Below are 19,015 nucleotides of genomic sequence, written 5' to 3'. Positions count from 1 at the left end.
CCCACCCGAGAATTAGCAGTACAGACGACGACATAGGGGACATAGTGCTCGACGTCAACTTCTTCGACGAGCTGCGCATTGGTCTCGCCACCGCCGACGACATCCGTCAGTGGTCGCACGGCGAGGTCAAGAAGCCTGAGACGATCAACTACCGCACCCTGAAGCCGGAAAAGGACGGGCTCTTCTGCGAGAAGATCTTCGGTCCGCAGCGGGACTGGGAGTGCTACTGCGGTAAGTACAAGCGCGTCCGGTTCAAGGGCATCATCTGTGAGCGCTGCGGCGTCGAGGTGACCCGCTCCAAGGTCCGTCGTGAGCGGATGGGGCACATCGAGCTCGCCGCTCCGGTGACCCACATCTGGTACTTCAAGGGCGTTCCGAGCCGGCTGGGTTACCTGCTGGACCTCGCCCCCAAGGACCTCGAAAAGATCATCTACTTCGCCTCGTACGTCGTGACGAGCGTGGACGCGGAGTCGCGTCACCGTGACCTCTCGACGATCGAGAACGAGATCCTGGCCGAAAAGCGGCAGTCCGAGAACAGCCGCGACTCGGAGATCGAGAAGCGGGCCGCCAAGCTCGAGGCCGACCTGGCCGAGCTGGAGGCCGAGGGTGCCAAGGCGGACGTCCGGCGCAAGGTCAAGGAGGGCGGAGAGCGCGAGATGCGCCAGATCCGCGACCGGGCCCAGCGCGAGATCGACCGCCTGGACGAGGTGCTGGACACCTTCCGCAAGCTGGAGCCGAAGCAGCTGGTCACCGACGAGCTGCTCTACCGCGAGCTGCGTGACCGGTTCGGTGAGTACTTCACCGGTTCCATGGGCGCCGAGGCGATCAAGGCGCTGGTCCAGAACATGGACCTCGACGCCGAGGCCGAGAGCCTGCGGGAGACCATCCGGTCCGGCAAGGGCCAGCGGAAGATCCGGGCGCTCAAGCGACTCAAGGTCGTCGCGGCGTTCCTGAACACCCGCAACTCGCCGCTCGGCATGGTGCTGGACTGCGTCCCGGTCATCCCGCCGGACCTGCGCCCGATGGTGCAGCTCGACGGTGGCCGGTTCGCGACCTCGGACCTGAACGACCTGTACCGCCGCGTGATCAACCGGAACAACCGCCTCAAGCGGCTGATCGACCTCGGTGCGCCCGAGATCATCGTCAACAACGAGAAGCGGATGCTCCAGGAGGCCGTCGACGCGCTGTTCGACAACGGCCGTCGTGGCCGGCCGGTCACCGGTCCGGGTAACCGCCCGCTGAAGTCGCTGTCCGACATGCTCAAGGGCAAGCAGGGCCGGTTCCGCCAGAACCTGCTGGGCAAGCGCGTCGACTACTCCGGCCGTTCGGTCATCGTGGTCGGCCCGAAGCTCAAGCTGCACCAGTGCGGTCTGCCCAAGCAGATGGCGCTGGAGCTGTTCAAGCCGTTCGTGATGAAGCGGCTGGTCGACCTCAACCACGCCCAGAACATCAAGTCCGCCAAGCGGATGGTCGAGCGTCAGCGCCCGGTCGTGTGGGACGTGCTGGAAGAGGTCATCGGCGAGCACCCGGTGCTGCTCAACCGGGCGCCGACCCTGCACCGCCTGGGCATCCAGGCCTTCGAGCCGCAGCTGGTCGAGGGCAAGGCGATCCAGATCCACCCGCTGGTCTGCACCGCGTTCAACGCCGACTTCGACGGTGACCAGATGGCGGTGCACGTGCCGCTGTCCGCCGAGGCTCAGGCCGAGGCACGGATCCTGATGCTGTCGTCGAACAACATCCTCAAGCCGGCCGACGGTAAGCCCGTCACCATGCCCACGCAGGACATGGTCATCGGTCTGTACCACCTCACCCACCTCACCGCCGGTGAGAAGGGCGAGGGCCGGGCGTTCAGCTCGGACGCCGAGGCGCGGATGGCCTTCGACAACGGCGAGCTGCACCTGCAGGCGCCCGTGAAGATCCGTCTGCGTGGCGTGGTCGGTGTCGACAACGGCTCCGGCGGGCAGGCGTGGACCGCCCCGGAGGGCTGGGTCGAGGGTGAGCCGCTGACCGTGGAGACCACCCTCGGTCGGGTGCTGTTCAACGAGACGCTGCCGCAGGGCTACCGCTTCGTGAACTACGAGATCCGCAAGGGTCAGCTCTCCGCGATCGTCAACGACCTCGCCGAGCGTTTCCCCAAGGTGGCGCTGGCCGCCACCCTGGACGGGCTCAAGGAGGCCGGTTTCCACTGGGCCACCTGGTCCGGCGTGACGATCGGCATGGAGGACGTCATCGCTCCGCCGCGTAAGGCGGAGATCCTGGCGAAGTACGAGAAGGAAGCCGACCGGATCGACAAGCAGTACCAGCGTGGTCTGATGACCGCCGAGGAGCGTCGCGGCGAACTCATCGAGATCTGGACCAAGGCGACCAACGAGGTCGCCAAGGAGATGGACACCGCGCTGCCGCAGGAGAACCCACTGTGGAAGATGATCAACTCGGGTGCCCGCGGTAACCTGCTCCAGCTCCGGCAGATCGCGGCGATCCGTGGTCTGGTGGCCAACCCGAAGGGCGAGATCATCCCGCGGCCGATCAAGGCCAGCTACCGGGAGGGTCTGTCCGTCCTGGAGTACTTCATCTCCACGCACGGTGCCCGTAAGGGCCTCGCCGACACCGCGCTGCGGACCGCCGACTCGGGTTACCTGACCCGTCGTCTGGTGGACGTCTCGCAGGACGTCATCATCCGCGAGGAGGACTGCGGCACCGACCGGGCGATCCCGATGCAGATCGGCGAGAAGCTGGACGGCAAGCTCGTCGTCCACACCCACGCCGAGACCAGCGTGCACGCCCGTACCCTCGCCGACGACATCAAGGGGCCGGACGGCACCGTGGTCGCCGAGCGCGGTCAGGACATCAACTCCATCGGGGTCGACAAGATCGTCGCCGCCGGGGTGGAGACGGTCCGGGTGCGCAGCGTGCTCACCTGCGAGTCGAAGCTGGGCGTCTGCGCCGCCTGCTACGGCCGCTCGCTGCCGACCGGCAAGTCGGTCGACATCGGCGAGGCGGTCGGCATCATCGCCGCCCAGTCCATCGGTGAGCCTGGTACGCAGCTGACGATGCGTACCTTCCACACCGGTGGTGTCGCGGGTGAGGACATCACCCAGGGTCTGCCGCGTGTGCAGGAAATCTTCGAGGCTCGGGTCCCGAAGGGTAAGGCGCCCATCGCCGACACCCCCGGCCGGATCCGGATCGAGGACGGCGAGCGCTCGCGCAAGATCATCGTGGTGCCGGACGACGGTAGCGACGAGATCGTCTACGACAAGATCTCGAAGCGGGTCAAGCTCCGGACCCACGACGGCGGCCACGTCGCGGTCGGCGAGAAGCTGACCGAGGGCACCATCGACCCGCACGAGCTTCTGCGGATCATGGGTCCGCGGGCGGTCCAGGTCCACCTGACCAGTGAGGTCCAGGAGGTCTACCGCTCGCAGGGTGTGCTCATCCACGACAAGCACATCGAGATCATCATCCGCCAGATGCTCAAGCGGGTGACGGTCATCGACTCCGGCTCGACCGAGTTCCTGCCGGGTGTGCTCGTCGACCGGGCGCTGTTCGAGTCGGAGAACCGCCGACTCGTCTCGGAGGGCGGCGAGCCCGCCGCCGGTCGTCCGGTGCTGATGGGTATCACCAAGGCCTCGCTGGCCACCGACTCCTGGCTCTCGGCGGCCTCCTTCCAGGAGACCACCCGGGTGCTGACCGACGCTGCGATCAACTCGCGCAGCGACTCGCTGGTCGGCCTCAAGGAGAACGTGATCATCGGAAAGCTCATCCCGGCCGGTACGGGCATCAGCAAGTACCGCAACGTCCGGGTGGAGCCGACCGAGGAGGCCAAGGCCAAGGTCTACTCGATGACCGGGTACCCGGAGACCGACTACGGTTTCGGGCCGGCCAGCGGGCAGGCCGTGCCGCTGGACGACTTCGACTTCGGGTCGTACCGCTAAGCACCAGTAACCCGACGAGGCCCCCGGTGCAAGCCGGGGGCCTCGTCGTGTCCGTGCCCACCCACCCCCGGGTCGAGTTCGGCATGATGGGGGGATGACGACCGCACCCGGGCAGGTGTCCGTCGCGCAGCAGGGCCTGCGCCACCCGCTGGACCCGGACCCGGCCCGCGCCACCAAGGCGCGGGCGGTCTTCGCGCTGGGCCTGCTCGGCATGTTGACCGGCTTGTTCATCGGTGGCGTGGTGCCAGCGACGGTGGCACTGCAACTGGCGAGGCAGGCGCGCCGTGAGGCGTACGCCTCGGGAGGTTTTTTGACCGGCTCCGTCTGGCTGCGGCGGGGGGAGCGGATGGCCTGGACCGGCCTGGTGTTGGTCGCGGTCAGCGTGGTGGCCGCGGTGGTGATCGGGGTGGTCCGGTTGGCCGGCGCGCCGTTCGGCCACGACTACCCGGCGAACATGGACTGAGTCGCCGGTGGCCGCGCCCGGCGCGGGCGGCGGCGCTCCCGGCGGTAGCCTGGCCGGTGTCCGCCGGCTTGTCGGTGGCGGCCTTTTCGACTGGAGGACCTCGTGACGGAACCGGCGCGGCCCCCCGCGGACGAACCGGTCGGCCCTCCGGACCCGACGTCTTCGTCCGAGCCGAGTGGCTGGGCGCGACCGGGCCCGAGCGGCGAGCCGCAACCTCCGGCGCCCACCCCGGGCCCGCCACCACCCGCGGCACCGCACCCCGGCTGGGGTCCAGGCTGGGGTACGACCACGGGACCCGGCTCCGCGCGGCCGTACCCGTTCGCCAGCGCGCCCCCCTCGACGCCGCAGGGTTGGGGTCCGCCGGCGTCCGGACCGGGAGGGCCGCAGGGTTGGGGTCCGCCGGTGTCTGGGTCGGGAGGGCCGCAGGGTTGGGGTCCGCCGGCGTCCGGACCGGGAGGGCCGCCCGGGTGGGGTCCGCCGCCGGGTCATGCTCCTGGGTGGGGCGGCATGCCGGGGCATCCGGTGCGGCCGCCCACCGATGACCAACGCCGGCCGCCGAAGCGGGTGGAGTCGGTTTCCGGTACGCCGTTCGGTGTCGTGCACCTGGACGTGGCCCCGGTCACCTCCGGGTTGGCCATCGGGGCGCTGGTGGCGGGGATCGCGTCGGTACTGGTCTCACTGTTGGTGATCTGCTTCGGGGTGGCCTTCAAGAACGACGGCGGGGCCTGGGCCTCGGGGGCGTTCGCCGCGCTCGGTGTGCTGGCCGGCGGGGCGGCGGTCGTCATCGGGCTGCTCGGGCGGCGGCAGATCGGTCGGCCGACCGCGTCCTCCGCGGTTCGGTTCACCGGCCGTGGGCTGGCGATGGCCGGGATCAGCTGTGGCGCGGCGGGAGTGCTGCTCAGTCTCCTGGGCCTGGGTCTGGCGCTGCTCCTCGCCCTGACGTGAGGATGATCACCGAGAGATCCGGCACCTGACGGGGGTGTCCCGTGGAAGGCTTCCGGTCCCGCCGGGGGCGATGGGTGCTTCCGTGGGGAAGCCGGTACACTTGTGTTCGTAGGTGCCCATCGCGGGCGACGGGGCAGGACGAGATCCGGCCGGCGGGTGTGAGACAGTCGCCGGGCCATTCCGTTTTGACCTGGGCGGTTGTGGTAGGTACTCTTTCCCCTTGTGCCCGGGCATGCCCGGGCAACTCGTGCGTGCGCTGTTTCCGGTTTCCGGGCGGCGGCACGACAAGTCAAGGATCCGGGGCGGGGCAACCCGCGTGCCGGTGACAAAACCCGGTACGCACGCGAGAGCGGCGCAACGGGGCCGTGACGAGGGCGACACGCCCGACCGCGGGTGCCGGGGTCTCCGCAAGGTGACCCTGGTCGGAATGTAGGAGAGCCGATCATCAGATCGGCTAACGAGCAGACGGCGCGGCCGCGGATGCGGCCGAAGGGAGCGGAGAAACCCGGTGCCCACGATCCAGCAGCTGGTCCGAAAGGGCCGCCAGGCGAAGACGACCAAGACCAAGACCCCGGCGCTGAAGGGTTCCCCTCAGCGGCGCGGCGTGTGCACCCGCGTGTACACCACCACCCCGAAGAAGCCGAACTCGGCGCTGCGCAAGGTCGCTCGCGTGAAGCTCAGCAGCCAGATCGAGGTGACCGCCTACATCCCCGGCGTCGGTCACAACCTGCAGGAGCACTCGATCGTGCTCGTCCGCGGTGGCCGGGTGAAGGACCTCCCCGGCGTGCGTTACAAGATCGTTCGCGGTTCGCTGGACACCCAGGGTGTCCGCAACCGCAAGCAGGCGCGCAGCCGTTACGGCGCGAAGAAGGAGAAGAGCTGACATGCCGCGTAAGGGACCCGCTCCGCGGCGGCCACTGGTCGCTGACCCGGTGTACAACTCGCCGCTGGTCACCCAGCTGGTGAACAAGATCCTGCTGCGCGGCAAGCGTCAGCTCGCCGAGTCGATCGTGTACGCGGCCCTCGAGGGCTGCCGCGAGAAGTCCGGCACCGACCCGGTCGTCACCCTCAAGCGGGCGATGGACAACGTCAAGCCGACCCTCGAGGTGCGCAGCCGTCGTGTCGGTGGCGCCACCTACCAGGTTCCGGTCGAGGTCCGCCCGACCCGGGCGACCACCCTGGGCCTGCGCTGGCTGGTCACGTACTCCCGCGCCCGGCGCGAGAAGACCATGGTCGAGCGGCTGATGAACGAGCTGCTGGACGCGAGCAACGGCCTCGGTGCCGCCGTCAAGCGGCGCGAGGACACGCACAAGATGGCCGAGTCGAACAAGGCCTTCGCGCACTACCGCTGGTAACACCCTGGTTCCGGCGCCTTCGGGCGCCGGAACCGCCACCAGTTGAGTCGAGACGACGATAAGTAGGGATTGAAGTGGCCGCCGCAGACGCGCTCGCCAACGTACGCAACATCGGCATCATGGCGCACATCGATGCCGGTAAGACCACGACCACCGAGCGAATCCTGTTCTACACCGGCATCACGTACAAGATCGGTGAGGTCCACGAGGGCGCCGCCGTCATGGACTGGATGGAGCAGGAGCAGGAGCGTGGTATCACCATCACCTCCGCTGCTACCAAGTGTGAGTGGAAGGGCCACACGATCCAGATCATCGACACGCCTGGCCACGTCGACTTCACGGTCGAGGTCGAGCGGTCGTTGCGGGTCCTGGATGGTGCGGTCGCGGTCTACGACGGTGTCGCCGGCGTGGAGCCGCAGACGGAGAACGTCTGGCGGCAGGCTGACAAGTACAACGTCCCGCGCATGTGCTTCGTCAACAAGCTCGACCGGACCGGTGCCGACTTCTTCCGCTGCGTGCAGATGATGATCGACCGGCTGAACGCCACCCCCCTGGTGCTCCAGATCCCGATCGGGCTCGAGGGCGACCACATCGGTGTCGTCGACCTGATCGGCATGCGCGCCCTCACCTGGCGTGGGGAGACCCAGAAGGGTGAGGACTACGCGGTTGAGGAGATCCCGGCCGACCTGGCCGACTCCGCGGCCGAGTGGCGCGAGAAGCTGATGGAGACCCTCGCCGACGTCGACGACTCGGTGATGGAGAAGTACCTGGAAGGCGAGGAGGTCTCCGTCGAGGAGATCAAGGCCGCCATCCGGCGTGCCACCATCGCCGGCAAGGCCAACCCGGTGCTGTGCGGCTCGGCGTTCAAGAACAAGGGCGTCCAGCCCATGCTCGACGCCGTGGTCGACTTCCTGCCGTCGCCGCTCGACGTTCCGGCGATCGAGGGTACGGCCACCGACGGCGAGACCCCGCTGCTGCGTAAGCCGTCCAACTCGGAGCCCTTCTCCGGTCTGGCCTTCAAGATCCAGACGGACAAGCACCTGGGCAAGCTCACCTACGTGCGGGTCTACTCCGGCACGCTCGATTCCGGTTCCCAGGTGGTCAACTCCACCAAGGACCGCAAGGAGCGGATCGGCAAGATCTACCAGATGCACGCCAACAAGCGGGAAGAGCGTCCGTCGGCGCAGGCCGGCGACATCATCGCCGTGCAGGGTCTCAAGCAGACCACCACCGGCGACACTCTCTCCGACCCGGCGAACCCGGTCATCCTGGAGTCGATGACCTTCCCGGAGCCGGTCATCTCGGTGGCGATCGAGCCGAAGACCAAGTCCGACCAGGAGAAGCTGGGCACGGCCATCCAGCGCCTGGCCGAGGAGGACCCGACCTTCCGCGTCCAGCTGGACGAGGAGACCGGTCAGACGGTCATCTCCGGCATGGGTGAGCTGCACCTGGACATCCTGGTCGACCGGATGCGCCGCGAGTTCAACGTCGAGGCCAACGTCGGCAAGCCGCAGGTGGCGTACCGCGAGACCATCCGCCGCAAGGTGGAGAAGGTCGAGTACACCCACAAGAAGCAGACCGGTGGCTCCGGCCAGTACGCCCGCGTGATCGTGAGCGTCGAGCCGCTTCCGCTGGACAACGACTCGCCGACCTACGAGTTCGCCAACGCCGTCAGCGGCGGCCGCATCCCCCGGGAGTTCATCCCCTCGGTGGACGCCGGTGCGCAGGACGCGCTGCAGTACGGCATCCTGGCGGGCTTCCCGCTGGTCGGTGTCAAGCTGACCCTGCTTGACGGCCAGTACCACGAGGTCGACTCGTCGGAAATGGCATTCAAGATCGCCGGCTCGATGGTGATGAAGGACGCGGCCCGCAAGGCCGACCCGGCGTTGCTCGAGCCGATGATGGCCGTTGAAGTCACCACTCCTGAGGAGAACATGGGTGACGTCATCGGTGACCTCAACTCCCGCCGCGGCATCATCCAGGCGATGGAGGAGCGCAGCGGCGCCCGCATCGTCCGGGCTCTGGTGCCGTTGTCGGAGATGTTCGGCTACGTCGGCGACCTGCGGTCGAAGACCCAGGGCCGGGCTAGCTACAGCATGCAGTTCGACTCCTACGCCGAGGTTCCGCAGAGCGTCGCGAAGGAGATCATCGCGAAGGCAACGGGCGAGTAACGCCCCGAGCTGGTGATTCGTGGTCGGTCGCGGGAGGGTTCACCCGCCCGCGGCCACCACGATCGGATCGCGTGAGACCGGGCCTGTAGGCTTCATCGCCGCAGAACCCACAAAGGCTCTCCGGCCGTCAGGCCGGAAAGGCTGTCGACAGAGTCCTAAGCGCCGACCGGCGCGCCGGGCGTACGAACCAAGAAGTCCACAGGAGGACACCAGTGGCGAAGGCTAAGTTCGAGCGGACTAAGCCGCACGTCAACATCGGCACCATTGGTCACATCGACCACGGTAAGACGACGCTGACGGCGGCCATCACCAAGGTCCTGCACGACCAGTTCCCGGACCTGAACCCCTACACGCCGTTCGACGAGATCGACAAGGCGCCGGAGGAGAAGGCCCGCGGCATCACGATCTCGATCGCGCACGTCGAGTACCAGACCGAGGCGCGGCACTACGCGCACGTCGACTGCCCCGGCCACGCGGACTACATCAAGAACATGATCACCGGTGCCGCGCAGATGGACGGCGCGATCCTGGTGGTGGCGGCGACCGACGGCCCGATGCCGCAGACCCGCGAGCACGTGCTGCTGGCCCGTCAGGTTGGTGTGCCGTACATCGTCGTGGCGCTCAACAAGAGCGACATGGTTGATGACGAGGAGCTCCTGGAGCTCGTCGAGCTCGAGGTCCGCGAGCTGCTCTCCTCGCAGGAGTACCCGGGTGACGACCTGCCGGTCGTTCGGGTTTCGGCGCTGAAGGCCCTCGAGGGTGACCCCGAGTGGACCGGCAAGCTGATGGACCTGATGACCGCGGTCGACACCTCGATCCCGCAGCCGGAGCGCGAGGTCGACAAGCCGTTCCTGATGCCGGTTGAGGACGTCTTCACGATCACCGGTCGTGGCACCGTCGTCACCGGTCGCGTGGAGCGCGGCGTTCTCCTGCCGAACGAGGATGTCGAGCTCGTCGGTATCAAGGAGAAGAGCTTCAAGACCAAGGTCACCGCGATCGAGATGTTCCGGAAGACCCTGGACGACGCCCGCGCAGGTGAGAACGTCGGCCTGCTGCTGCGTGGTACCAAGCGCGACGAGGTCGAGCGCGGCATGGTCGTCGTGAAGCCGGGCTCGAACACCCCGCACACGGAGTTCGAGGCGACGGTCTACATCCTCTCCAAGGAGGAGGGCGGCCGGCACACCCCGTTCTTCCAGAACTACCGTCCGCAGTTCTACTTCCGGACCACGGACGTCACCGGTGTCGTCACCCTCCCCGAGGGCACCGAGATGGTCATGCCGGGTGACAACACTTCCATGTCGGTGAAGCTGATCCAGCCCATCGCCATGGAGGAGAACCTCAAGTTCGCGATCCGCGAGGGTGGCCGCACCGTCGGCGCCGGGTTCGTCACCAAGATTAACAAGTGAACTAGGTAACCCCGATTAGACCCGCCGCCGGTCGTGCGGCATACTAGTCAGGTTGCGTAACGACAGTTCGTCGCCTGTGTTCGGCTTTCGCTGAACCTCCGGGTGGCGAGGCAGTCGAGCGTAGGGTGGTTGGCGGCCCAGTCGCCAACCACCCTCGCACGGCGTTCAGGTCGCGGTAATGCGATCGGCGCCTTGACCCACCGCGCGGTCAGCACCACTCCGGAACCAAGGGGCGGAGCTCGGCCCGAGGGCGCGACACGCCCGACCGCGGGGGTCGGCGAAGTGGGCCTGTGCCAGCCGGTACAGGCGCCCGCAACACAGCGGCATCGAGAGAAGGAACAGAAGCCACCATGGCGGGACAGAAGATCCGCATCCGGCTCAAGGCCTATGACCACGAGGTCGTCGACTCCTCGGCTCGGAAGATCGTCGAGACGGTGACGCGCACCGGGGCGCAGGTCGCGGGCCCGGTGCCGCTGCCCACGGAGATCAACCGTTTCTGCGTTATCCGCTCGCCGCACAAGTACAAGGACTCGCGCGAGCACTTCGAGATGCGCACGCACAAGCGGCTGATCGACATCATCGACCCGACCCCGAAGACGGTCGACTCGCTCATGCGCCTCGACCTGCCGGCTGGCGTCGACATCGAGATCAAGCTGTAGGGACCGGACAAATGGACAGGCAAGTCAAGGGGATCCTGGGCGCCAAGCTCGGCATGACCCAGGTCTGGGACAACAACCGTGTTGTCCCCGTGACCGTGGTCGAGGCCGGCCCGTGCGTCATCAGCCAGGTTCGTAGCGCCGAGAAGGACGGTTACTCCGCGGTCCAGCTCGCGTACGGCACCATCGACCCGCGCAAGGTCAAGAAGCCGATCAGCGGGCACTACGCCAAGGCGGACGTGGCGCCGCGCCGGCACATCGTCGAGCTGCGCACCACGGACGCCGGGGAATACTCGCTCGGCCAGGAAGTCACGGTCGAGGAGTTCCCGGCCGGCGTCACCATCGACGTCACCGGCAAGACCAAGGGCAAGGGCTACGCCGGTCCGATGAAGCGGCACGGCTTCCACGGTCTGCGCGCCAGCCACGGTGTCGAGCGCAAGCACCGCTCGCCCGGCTCCATCGGCGCCTGCGCCACTCCGGGTCGCGTCTTCAAGGGCACCCGGATGGCCGGTCGGATGGGTGGCGTGCGGTACACCGTGCAGAACCTCACCGTCCAGGCGGTCGACACCGAGAACAACCTGCTGCTCGTCCGGGGTGCCATCCCTGGTCCGAAGGGCGCGCTCGTTCTGGTCCGTACCGCGGCCAAGAGCAAGGTGAAGAAGGGCGGTGCGGCCAAGTGACCACCGTTGACGTGCGCACCGTCGAAGGCACCACCAGCGGCTCGGTCGAGCTGCCGGAGGACATCTTCGACGTGCAGGCCAACGTCGCGCTGATGCACCAGGTCGTGGTGGCCCAGCTCGCGGCGGCCCGACAGGGCACGCACAAGGCCAAGACCCGCGGCGAGGTCGCCGGTGGCGGCAAGAAGCCGTACAAGCAGAAGGGCACCGGTCGCGCCCGGCAGGGCTCGATCCGCGCGCCGCAGTTCGCCGGCGGTGGCGTCGTGCACGGTCCCGTGCCGCGCGACTACAGCCAGCGGACCCCGAAGAAGATGAAGGCCGCCGCTCTGCGCGGTGCCCTCTCCGACCGGGCCCGCGCCGGGCAGGTGCACGTCGTCGAGGCGTTCGTCTCGGGCGAGAAGCCGTCGACCAAGGCGGCCCTGGCCACGCTGACCAAGCTCACCGAGGCCCGCCGGGTCCTGGTCGTGCTGAGCAGCACCGACGAGCTGAACTGGGTGTCGCTGCGCAACGAGCCGCGCGTGCACCTGATCGAGTCCGGCCAGCTGAACACGTACGACGTGCTCGTGGCCGACGACGTGGTCTTCACCAAGGACGCCCTGGACGAGTTCCTGGGCGTGCCCGCCGAGACCACCGAGGAGGGTGGCAAGTGAGCACGATCGCCGACCCGCGCGACATCATCGTGGCGCCGGTCGTCTCGGAGAAGAGCTACAGCGAGCTGAACCGGAACTGGTACACCTTCCTGGTGCACCCGGACGCGAACAAGACCGAGATCAAGATCGCTATCCAGCAGATCTTCAACGTCCGCGTCCTGACGGTCAACACGCTCAACCGCCAGGGTAAGCGCAAGCGCACCAAGACCGGCTTCGGTCAGCGCAAGGCGACCAAGCGGGCGATCGTGAAGCTGGCTGACGGTGACCGCATCGAGGCCTTCGGCGGCCCGGTCAGCTGAGGGGTGTAGACAATGGCTATCCGTAAGTACAAGCCGACGACGCCGGGCCGACGTGGCTCGAGTGTCGCGGACTTCGCCGAGATCACCCGGTCCACGCCGGAGAAGTCGCTGCTGGCTCCGCTGCCGAAGAAGGGCGGGCGTAACGCCCACGGCCGGATCACCACGCGGCACCACGGTGGCGGTCACAAGCGCCAGTACCGTCTGATCGACTTCAAGCGGGTCGACAAGGACGGCGTGCCGGCGAAGGTCGCTCACATCGAGTACGACCCGAACCGCACGGCGCGCATCGCGCTGCTGCACTACGCCGACGGCGAGAAGCGGTACATCATCGCGCCGAAGGACATGAAGCAGGGCGACCGTGTCGAGTCCGGCCCGGGCGCCGACATCAAGCCGGGTAACAACCTGCCGCTGCGCAACATCCCGGTCGGTACCACGATCCACAACGTGGAGCTGCGTCCGGGTGGCGGGGCCAAGCTGGCCCGTTCCGCAGGCGTCGGCATCCAGCTGCTCGGCCGCGAGGGCGCGTACGCGACCCTGCGTATGCCGTCCGGCGAGATCCGGCGGGTGGACGTGCGCTGCCGCGCCAGCATCGGCGAGATCGGCAACGCCGACCAGTCGAACATCAACTGGGGTAAGGCCGGCCGGATGCGGTGGAAGGGCAAGCGCCCGACCGTCCGTGGTGTCGCCATGAACCCGGTCGACCACCCGCACGGTGGTGGTGAGGGTAAGACCTCCGGTGGTCGCCACCCGGTCAACCCGCAGGGTAAGCCCGAGGGCCGCACCCGCCGTAAGGGCCAGCCGAGTGACCGGCTGATCGTCCGCCGCCGCTACGCCACGCGTAAGCGCGGCTGAGGGAGATAAGACATGCCTCGCAGCCTGAAGAAGGGCCCGTTCGTCGACGACCACCTGCTCAAGAAGGTGGAAGTCCAGAACGACAAGGGCTCCAAGAACGTGATCAAGACCTGGTCGCGGCGCTCGACGATCATCCCGGAGATGCTGGGGCACACGATCGCCGTGCACGACGGACGCAAGCACGTCCCGGTGTTCGTGACCGAGGCGATGGTCGGGCACAAGCTCGGCGAGTTCGCGCTGACCCGCACGTTCAAGGGTCACGAGAAGGACGACCGGAAGAGCCGTCGGCGCTGACGCCGCGGGCATACGGATAGAGGGAACAAGGGGTTACAGCGATGCCAGGAAAGGGCGACGCTCCGGTGCTTCCGGGCGCGCGGGCGGTTGCGCGGCACGTGCGCATCTCGCCGATGAAGGCGCGCCGGGTGGTCAACCTCGTCCGCGGCCTGCCCGCGAAGGAGGCGCTCACGGTGCTGCAGTTCGCGCCGCAGGCTGCGAGCGAGCAGGTGTACAAGGTGCTCGCTAGCGCGATCGCCAACGCGGAGAACAACGAGCGGCTGGACCCCGACGCGCTGCTCGTCAGCGAGGCCTTCGTGGACGAGGGCCCGACGATGAAGCGGTTCCAGCCGCGGGCGCAGGGTCGGGCGTACCGAATCCGCAAGCGCACCTGCCACATCACCGTGGCGGTCGAAGCGGTCGCGCCGGCAGCGCCGAGGAAGGCCGCGGCGAAGAAGGCCGCCCCGGCCACGCAGGCCGCACCGGCCGAAGCGCAGAGCAAGACGGAGGACGCCGAGTAATGGGTCAGAAGGTTCACCCCACTGGGTTCCGGCTCGGCATCTCGACCGACTGGAAGTCCCGCTGGTTCGCGGACAAGCTCTACAAGGACTACATCGGCGAGGATGTCAAGATCCGCCGCATGATGTCCAAGGGCCTCGAGCGCGCCGGGATTTCCAAGGTCGACATCGAGCGCACCCGCGACCGGGTCCGGGTCGACATCCACACCGCCCGGCCGGGCATCGTCATCGGCCGTAAGGGTGCGGAGGCCGACCGAATCCGCGGTGAGCTCGAGAAGCTCACCGGCAAGCAGGTTCAGCTGAACATCATCGAGGTGAAGAACCCCGAGTCGGACGCTCAGCTGGTCGCGCAGGGCGTGGCCGAGCAGCTGTCCAGCCGGGTCAGCTTCCGTCGGGCGATGCGCAAGGCCATGCAGTCGGCCATGAAGAACCCGGTCTGCAAGGGCATCCGGGTTCAGGTTTCGGGTCGCCTCGGCGGCGCCGAGATGAGCCGGACCGAGTTCTACCGTGAGGGCCGGGTTCCGCTGCACACGCTGCGGGCCAACATCGAGTACGGCTTCTTCGAGGCCCGTACCACGTTCGGTCGGATCGGTGTGAAGGTCTGGATCTACAAGGGCGACGCCGTCCCGGGCCGGGAGGCTCCGGCCGAGGCCGGTCCGTCCCGCCCGCGTCGTGGTGAGCGCGGCGACCGTCCCGAGCGTCCGCGCCGTGGCCGGTCGGGTTCGTCCGGCACCACGGCTGGTGGCACCGAGGCCGGTCGGGCTGCTGCGACCACCATCGCGCAGCAGGCCGAGACGCCGAGCGGCGAGCCGGTCGACAGCGCAGCTGTCGCCGCCACTGCTGCTCCGGCAGAAACGCAGCAGGAGGGCTGACAGATGCTGATGCCGCGCAAGCCCCCGAAGGGCTTCCGCAAGCCGCACCACCCGGACCGCAGTGGCGCGTCCAAGGGTGGCAACCGGGTGGTGTTCGGCGAGTTCGGGATCCAGGCTCTCGAGCCGGCGTACGTGACGAACCGGCAGATCGAGTCGGCACGTATCGCGATGACTCGCCACATCAAGCGTGGTGGCAAGGTCTGGATCACGATCTTCCCGGACCAGGCCCTCACCAAGAAGCCTGCCGAGACCCGGATGGGTTCCGGTAAGGGTTCGCCCGAGTGGTGGGTCGCCAACGTCAAGCCGGGGCGGGTTCTCTTCGAGATGTCCTTCCCCAACGAGCAGACCGCGCGAGAGGCCATGCGTCGCGCGATCCACAAGCTCCCGATGAAGTGCCGCATTGTTACGCGCGAAGTGGGTGAATCCTGATGGCAGCGGGCGTTAAGGCGACCGAGCTGCGTGAGCTCTCCGAGGAGGAGCTGGTCACGAAGCTGCGGGAGGCCAAGGCGGAGCTGTTCAACCTCCGCGTGCAGGCCGCAACCGGGCAGCTGGACAACAACCGGCGGTTGCAGGTCATCCGTCGGGAGATCGCCCGGATCTACACGATCATGCGCGAGCGCGAGCTGGGGCTCTCGGCCGCGCCGACTGAGGTGACTGCATCATGACCGAAGACACCGCCACCGCCACCGCGCGGTCCCGCCGCAAGGTCCGTGAGGGCCTGGTGGTCAGCGACAAGATGGACAAGACCGTCGTGGTCGAGGTCGAGGACCGGGTTCGGCACGCGCTGTACGGCAAAATCATGCGCCGTACGAGCAAGCTGAAGGTGCACGACGAGCAGAACGCCGCTGGCACCGGTGACCGGGTTCTCATCATGGAGACCCGGCCGCTGAGCGCCACCAAGCGTTGGCGGATCGTGGAGATCCTGGAAAAGGCCAAGTAGCGAAGGCTCGAGCTCGCCCGGCGTTGCGTCGGGCGTAGGTTCCGCCAGGCTCCGGCCGCTACGGCGGCCGGAGAACCGGCAGACATAGGAGATAGACGTGATTCAGCAGGAGTCGCGACTGCGCGTCGCCGACAACACGGGTGCTCGGGAGATCCTGTGCATCCGGGTTCTCGGTGGCTCGGGTCGGCGCTACGCGAGCATCGGCGACGTCATCGTGGCCACGGTCAAGGACGCGATCCCGGGTGCCGGTGTGAAGAAGGGCGACGTCGTCAAGGCGGTCGTCGTTCGCACGGCCAAGGAGAAGCGTCGGCCGGACGGCTCGTACATCCGCTTCGACGAGAACGCCGCCGTCATCATCAAGGACGGTGGGGACCCGCGTGGTACCCGTATCTTCGGCCCGGTGGGTCGGGAGCTGCGGGACAAGCGGTTCATGAAGATTATTTCCCTCGCGCCGGAGGTGTTGTGACCGTGAAGGTCAAGAAGGGCGACACGGTCGTCGTCATCGCCGGCAAGGACAAGGGTGCCAAGGGCAAGGTCATTGCGGCCTACCCGCGGCAGGACAAGGTCCTGGTCGAGGGCGTGAACCGGGTCAAGAAGCACACCCGCATCAGCACCACCCAGCGTGGCGCCAAGACCGGCGGCATCGTCACCCAGGAGGCCCCGATCCACGTCTCGAACGTGCAGGTCCTGGACTCCGACGGCAAGCCGACCCGCGTCGGTTACCGGATCGACGACAACGGCCAGAAGGTCCGCATCGCGCGTAGCACCGGTAAGGACCTGTGATGACCACGGCTACCGAAAAGACCCTGCCGCGCCTCAAGGAGCGGTACCGCAACGAGATCGTGGCCCAGCTGCGTGAGCAGCACAGCTACGGCAACCCCATGCAGGTGCCGCGGCTGGTCAAGATCGTCGTCAACATGGGTGTCGGCGAGGCTGCTCGCGACGCCAAGCTGATCGACGGCGCGGTCCGCGACCTCGCCACGATCACCGGCCAGAAGCCGCAGGTGCGGCGGGCGACCAAGTCCATCGCGCAGTTCAAGCTCCGCGAGGGCATGCCGATCGGCGCGAAGGTCACCCTTCGTGGCGACCGGATGTGGGAGTTCCTGGACCGGCTGCTCTCCATCGCGCTTCCGCGTATCCGCGACTTCCGCGGTCTGGACGGGCGCAAGCTGGACGGGCACGGCAACTACACGTTCGGTCTGACCGAGCAGTCGGTGTTCCACGAGATCGATCAGGACAAGATCGATCGCCAGCGGGGCATGGACATCACGGTGGTCACGACCGCCACGACCGACGACGAGGGCCGGGCGCTGCTCAAGCTCCTGGGCTTCCCGTTCAAGGAGAACTGAGATGGCCAAGAAGGCGCTGATCATCAAGGCGGCCGCGAAGCCGAAGTTCTCGGTTCGCGCGTACACCCGCTGCCAGCGGTGCGGGCGTCCGAAGGCGGTCTACCGCAAGTTCGGGCTCTGCCGGGTCTGCATCCGGGAGATGGCTCACCGCGGTGAGCTGCCGGGCGTGTCCAAGGCTTCCTGGTAAGGGCGACCGCGTCCCGGCCGTCGGTCGGGAACTCCTGCACCGATTAGGTATTGCTCTTCGCCGTAGGCCCGGGGCTGATGCCCCGGGAACCCCGGCGAGAAAGGCTGACGAAATCCATGACGATGACCGACCCGATCGCAGACATGCTCACGCGTCTGCGTAACGCCAACCAGGCGTACCACGATCAGGTGAAGATGCCCTACTCCAAGATCAAGGCGAACATCGCCGAGGTCCTGAAGGCCGAGGGTTACATCGCCACCTGGTCGGTCGAGGAGCCCGAGGAGGGCGCCGTCGGCAAGCGACTGGTCGTCGAGCTGAAGTACGGCCAGAACCGCGAGCGGAGCCTGGCCGGCATCAAGCGCGTGTCCAAGCCCGGTCTCCGGGTGTACGCCAAGTCGGACGGGCTCCCGCGGGTGCTCGGTGGGCTGGGCGTGGCGATCATTTCGACGTCCCAGGGGCTGCTGACCGACCGGCAGGCCCGCAAGCGGAGTGTTGGCGGGGAAGTCCTCGCCTTCGTCTGGTAACGGGAGACAGGTAGAAATGTCGCGAATTGGACGTAAGTCGATCCCGGTACCAGCCGGCGTCGACATCACGATCGACGGGCAGACCGTCAAGGTCAAGGGCCCCAAGGGCCAGCTCCAGCACACCCTCGCCGAGCCGATCACGATCGAGCGGGCCGAGGATGGGCAGCTGAGCGTCAACCGGCCGAACGACGAGCGCAAGGCCAAGGAACTCCACGGCCTGAGCCGTACGCTGGTTGCGAACATGATCGTCGGGGTCACCGAGGGCTACCGCAAGAGCCTGGAGATCGCCGGCACCGGTTACCGGGTCACCGCCAAGGGTTCGGACCTCGAGTTCGCGCTCGGGTTCTCGCACCCGGTGGTCGTCTCCGCCCCGGCGGGCATCACCTTCACGGTGGAGCGGCCGACCCTGTTCCACGTGGCTGGTATCGACAAGCAGCAGGTCGGTGAGGTCGCCGCCAACATCCGGAAGATCCGCCCGCCGGAGCCCTACAAGGGCAAGGGCGTGAAGTACCAGGGCGAGGTCATCCGCCGCAAGGCTGGAAAGGCAGGTAAGAAGTGAGCGCCACGCTGCTCAAGCGCCGCCGCGGGGTCGCCGCCAAGCGCGCCGTTGGGCGTGCGCGTCGACACTTCCGCGTCCGCAAGAACGTCAGCGGTACGGCCGAGCGTCCGCGCCTGGTCGTCACCCGCTCGCTGCGGCACATGGTCGCCCAGATCGTCGACGACACCAAGGGGCACACCCTGGCGTCGGCGTCGACCCTGGACGCCTCGCTGCGCGGTGCGGAGGGCGACAAGAGCGCCCTGGCTGGCAAGGTGGGCGCTCTGCTCGCCGAGCGGGCCAAGGCCGCCGGCGTCTCCAAGGTCGTCTTCGACCGCGGTGGCAACCGGTACGCGGGGCGAGTCGCCGCGCTTGCCGACGCCGCCCGCGAAGCCGGGCTCGAGTTCTAAC

Annotated in this window: 25 protein-coding genes; all 25 read left to right on the top strand. The window is 67.7% G+C overall.

Going from position 1 to position 19,015, the window contains the following annotated elements; translation table 11 throughout:
- Nucleotides 1-44 precede the first annotated feature (44 nt).
- The 25 genes from AB0J33_RS09225 (at nt 45) to rplR (ending at nt 19,014) form a co-directional block, all read left to right on the top strand.
- A complete protein-coding gene (locus AB0J33_RS09225) occupies nt 45-3,932 on the top strand; it encodes a DNA-directed RNA polymerase subunit beta' (RefSeq protein ID WP_363611585.1) in 3,888 nt (1,295 codons plus the stop codon).
- Nucleotides 3,933-4,026: 94 nt separating this feature from the next.
- On the top strand, nt 4,027-4,395 hold the full coding sequence (locus AB0J33_RS09220) for a hypothetical protein (protein WP_363611583.1): 369 nt from the start codon (nt 4,027-4,029) through the stop codon (nt 4,393-4,395).
- A 564-nt stretch (nt 4,396-4,959) separates the two neighbouring features.
- Nucleotides 4,960-5,340, top strand: a complete 381-nt coding sequence (locus AB0J33_RS09215; RefSeq protein WP_363612358.1) for a hypothetical protein — start codon at nt 4,960-4,962, stop codon at nt 5,338-5,340.
- Nucleotides 5,341-5,848: 508 nt separating this feature from the next.
- Nucleotides 5,849-6,223 carry a 30S ribosomal protein S12 gene (rpsL, locus tag AB0J33_RS09210; protein ID WP_007465318.1) on the top strand — a complete coding sequence of 125 codons (375 nt, stop codon included), beginning with the start codon at nt 5,849-5,851 and terminating at the stop codon, nt 6,221-6,223.
- Between the two features lies 1 nt (nt 6,224).
- A complete protein-coding gene (rpsG, locus tag AB0J33_RS09205; RefSeq protein ID WP_007465317.1) occupies nt 6,225-6,695 on the top strand; it encodes a 30S ribosomal protein S7 in 471 nt (156 codons plus the stop codon).
- Between the two features lie 74 nt (nt 6,696-6,769).
- On the top strand, nt 6,770-8,866 hold the full coding sequence (gene fusA / locus AB0J33_RS09200; RefSeq protein WP_363611581.1) for an elongation factor G: 2,097 nt from the start codon (nt 6,770-6,772) through the stop codon (nt 8,864-8,866).
- 212 nt (nt 8,867-9,078) lie between these two features.
- Complete coding sequence (gene tuf, locus AB0J33_RS09195; RefSeq protein WP_363611579.1) at nt 9,079-10,272, top strand: elongation factor Tu; 1,194 nt, start codon at nt 9,079-9,081, stop codon at nt 10,270-10,272.
- Between the two features lie 350 nt (nt 10,273-10,622).
- Nucleotides 10,623-10,931 carry a 30S ribosomal protein S10 gene (gene rpsJ / locus AB0J33_RS09190; RefSeq protein ID WP_007073037.1) on the top strand — a complete coding sequence of 103 codons (309 nt, stop codon included), beginning with the start codon at nt 10,623-10,625 and terminating at the stop codon, nt 10,929-10,931.
- Between the two features lie 11 nt (nt 10,932-10,942).
- Nucleotides 10,943-11,608 (top strand): 50S ribosomal protein L3, encoded by a 666-nt coding sequence (gene rplC, locus AB0J33_RS09185; RefSeq protein WP_030329888.1) that lies wholly within the window; start codon nt 10,943-10,945, stop codon nt 11,606-11,608.
- Nucleotides 11,605-12,255 carry a 50S ribosomal protein L4 gene (rplD, locus tag AB0J33_RS09180; RefSeq protein ID WP_030489587.1) on the top strand — a complete coding sequence of 217 codons (651 nt, stop codon included), beginning with the start codon at nt 11,605-11,607 and terminating at the stop codon, nt 12,253-12,255. Before rplC ends, rplD begins: the two co-directional genes overlap by 4 nt.
- Nucleotides 12,252-12,554 (top strand): 50S ribosomal protein L23, encoded by a 303-nt coding sequence (gene rplW / locus AB0J33_RS09175; protein ID WP_007465304.1) that lies wholly within the window; start codon nt 12,252-12,254, stop codon nt 12,552-12,554. Before rplD ends, rplW begins: the two co-directional genes overlap by 4 nt.
- A 12-nt stretch (nt 12,555-12,566) precedes the next feature.
- The gene (rplB, locus tag AB0J33_RS09170) at nt 12,567-13,406 is read left to right on the top strand and encodes a 50S ribosomal protein L2 (protein ID WP_030329891.1); all 840 of its coding nucleotides are present in this window, start codon (nt 12,567-12,569) and stop codon (nt 13,404-13,406) included.
- A 12-nt stretch (nt 13,407-13,418) separates the two neighbouring features.
- A complete protein-coding gene (gene rpsS, locus AB0J33_RS09165) occupies nt 13,419-13,700 on the top strand; it encodes a 30S ribosomal protein S19 (RefSeq protein ID WP_007465299.1) in 282 nt (93 codons plus the stop codon).
- A gap of 41 nt (nt 13,701-13,741) precedes the next feature.
- Nucleotides 13,742-14,200, top strand: coding sequence for a 50S ribosomal protein L22 (gene rplV / locus AB0J33_RS09160; RefSeq protein ID WP_089018943.1), 459 nt, complete (start codon nt 13,742-13,744; stop codon nt 14,198-14,200).
- Complete coding sequence (rpsC, locus tag AB0J33_RS09155) at nt 14,200-15,069, top strand: 30S ribosomal protein S3 (RefSeq protein ID WP_091402401.1); 870 nt, start codon at nt 14,200-14,202, stop codon at nt 15,067-15,069. The genes rplV and rpsC overlap by 1 nt, the downstream gene beginning before the upstream one ends.
- 3 nt (nt 15,070-15,072) lie before the next feature.
- Nucleotides 15,073-15,498 carry a 50S ribosomal protein L16 gene (gene rplP, locus AB0J33_RS09150; RefSeq protein WP_053653940.1) on the top strand — a complete coding sequence of 142 codons (426 nt, stop codon included), beginning with the start codon at nt 15,073-15,075 and terminating at the stop codon, nt 15,496-15,498.
- Nucleotides 15,498-15,734: a 50S ribosomal protein L29 gene (gene rpmC, locus AB0J33_RS09145; RefSeq protein ID WP_007465283.1), complete on the top strand. Its 237-nt coding sequence runs from the start codon at nt 15,498-15,500 to the stop codon at nt 15,732-15,734. The genes rplP and rpmC overlap by 1 nt, the downstream gene beginning before the upstream one ends.
- Entirely contained in the window at nt 15,731-16,009 is a 279-nt protein-coding gene (rpsQ, locus tag AB0J33_RS09140; RefSeq protein ID WP_112584814.1) for a 30S ribosomal protein S17, read from the top strand. The genes rpmC and rpsQ overlap by 4 nt, the downstream gene beginning before the upstream one ends.
- A gap of 97 nt (nt 16,010-16,106) precedes the next feature.
- The gene (gene rplN, locus AB0J33_RS09135) at nt 16,107-16,475 is read left to right on the top strand and encodes a 50S ribosomal protein L14 (RefSeq protein WP_007073026.1); all 369 of its coding nucleotides are present in this window, start codon (nt 16,107-16,109) and stop codon (nt 16,473-16,475) included.
- Nucleotides 16,472-16,792: a 50S ribosomal protein L24 gene (rplX, locus tag AB0J33_RS09130; protein ID WP_007465276.1), complete on the top strand. Its 321-nt coding sequence runs from the start codon at nt 16,472-16,474 to the stop codon at nt 16,790-16,792. The genes rplN and rplX overlap by 4 nt, the downstream gene beginning before the upstream one ends.
- Nucleotides 16,792-17,358, top strand: coding sequence for a 50S ribosomal protein L5 (gene rplE, locus AB0J33_RS09125; RefSeq protein WP_030329896.1), 567 nt, complete (start codon nt 16,792-16,794; stop codon nt 17,356-17,358). The genes rplX and rplE overlap by 1 nt, the downstream gene beginning before the upstream one ends.
- A gap of 1 nt (nt 17,359) precedes the next feature.
- Nucleotides 17,360-17,545, top strand: a complete 186-nt coding sequence (locus tag AB0J33_RS09120) for a type Z 30S ribosomal protein S14 (protein WP_007465272.1) — start codon at nt 17,360-17,362, stop codon at nt 17,543-17,545.
- A gap of 116 nt (nt 17,546-17,661) precedes the next feature.
- Nucleotides 17,662-18,069 carry a 30S ribosomal protein S8 gene (gene rpsH / locus AB0J33_RS09115; RefSeq protein WP_007465270.1) on the top strand — a complete coding sequence of 136 codons (408 nt, stop codon included), beginning with the start codon at nt 17,662-17,664 and terminating at the stop codon, nt 18,067-18,069.
- Nucleotides 18,070-18,085: 16 nt separating this feature from the next.
- Nucleotides 18,086-18,628, top strand: coding sequence for a 50S ribosomal protein L6 (rplF, locus tag AB0J33_RS09110; RefSeq protein ID WP_357279176.1), 543 nt, complete (start codon nt 18,086-18,088; stop codon nt 18,626-18,628).
- The gene (rplR, locus tag AB0J33_RS09105) at nt 18,625-19,014 is read left to right on the top strand and encodes a 50S ribosomal protein L18 (RefSeq protein WP_030329901.1); all 390 of its coding nucleotides are present in this window, start codon (nt 18,625-18,627) and stop codon (nt 19,012-19,014) included. Before rplF ends, rplR begins: the two co-directional genes overlap by 4 nt.
- Nucleotide 19,015 lies beyond the last annotated feature (1 nt).

The organism is Micromonospora sp. NPDC049645 (assembly GCF_040675155.1).
Taxonomy (GTDB): domain Bacteria; phylum Actinomycetota; class Actinomycetes; order Mycobacteriales; family Micromonosporaceae; genus Micromonospora.
Note: the sequence above shows the minus strand (reverse complement) of the source record. Positions and strands in the feature narration are given on the sequence as shown.

Coding starts and splice junctions, on each gene's coding strand:
- AB0J33_RS09220 (WP_363611583.1), top strand. CDS start 4,027: ATGACGACCGCACCCGGGCAGGTGTCCGTCGCGCAGCAGGGCCTGCGC.
- rpsG (WP_007465317.1), top strand. CDS start 6,225: ATGCCGCGTAAGGGACCCGCTCCGCGGCGGCCACTGGTCGCTGACCCG.
- rpsJ (WP_007073037.1), top strand. CDS start 10,623: ATGGCGGGACAGAAGATCCGCATCCGGCTCAAGGCCTATGACCACGAG.
- rplC (WP_030329888.1), top strand. CDS start 10,943: ATGGACAGGCAAGTCAAGGGGATCCTGGGCGCCAAGCTCGGCATGACC.
- rplB (WP_030329891.1), top strand. CDS start 12,567: ATGGCTATCCGTAAGTACAAGCCGACGACGCCGGGCCGACGTGGCTCG.
- rpsS (WP_007465299.1), top strand. CDS start 13,419: ATGCCTCGCAGCCTGAAGAAGGGCCCGTTCGTCGACGACCACCTGCTC.
- rplV (WP_089018943.1), top strand. CDS start 13,742: ATGCCAGGAAAGGGCGACGCTCCGGTGCTTCCGGGCGCGCGGGCGGTT.
- rpsC (WP_091402401.1), top strand. CDS start 14,200: ATGGGTCAGAAGGTTCACCCCACTGGGTTCCGGCTCGGCATCTCGACC.
- rplP (WP_053653940.1), top strand. CDS start 15,073: ATGCTGATGCCGCGCAAGCCCCCGAAGGGCTTCCGCAAGCCGCACCAC.
- rpmC (WP_007465283.1), top strand. CDS start 15,498: ATGGCAGCGGGCGTTAAGGCGACCGAGCTGCGTGAGCTCTCCGAGGAG.
- rpsQ (WP_112584814.1), top strand. CDS start 15,731: ATGACCGAAGACACCGCCACCGCCACCGCGCGGTCCCGCCGCAAGGTC.
- rplE (WP_030329896.1), top strand. CDS start 16,792: ATGACCACGGCTACCGAAAAGACCCTGCCGCGCCTCAAGGAGCGGTAC.
- AB0J33_RS09120 (WP_007465272.1), top strand. CDS start 17,360: ATGGCCAAGAAGGCGCTGATCATCAAGGCGGCCGCGAAGCCGAAGTTC.
- rpsH (WP_007465270.1), top strand. CDS start 17,662: ATGACGATGACCGACCCGATCGCAGACATGCTCACGCGTCTGCGTAAC.
- rplF (WP_357279176.1), top strand. CDS start 18,086: ATGTCGCGAATTGGACGTAAGTCGATCCCGGTACCAGCCGGCGTCGAC.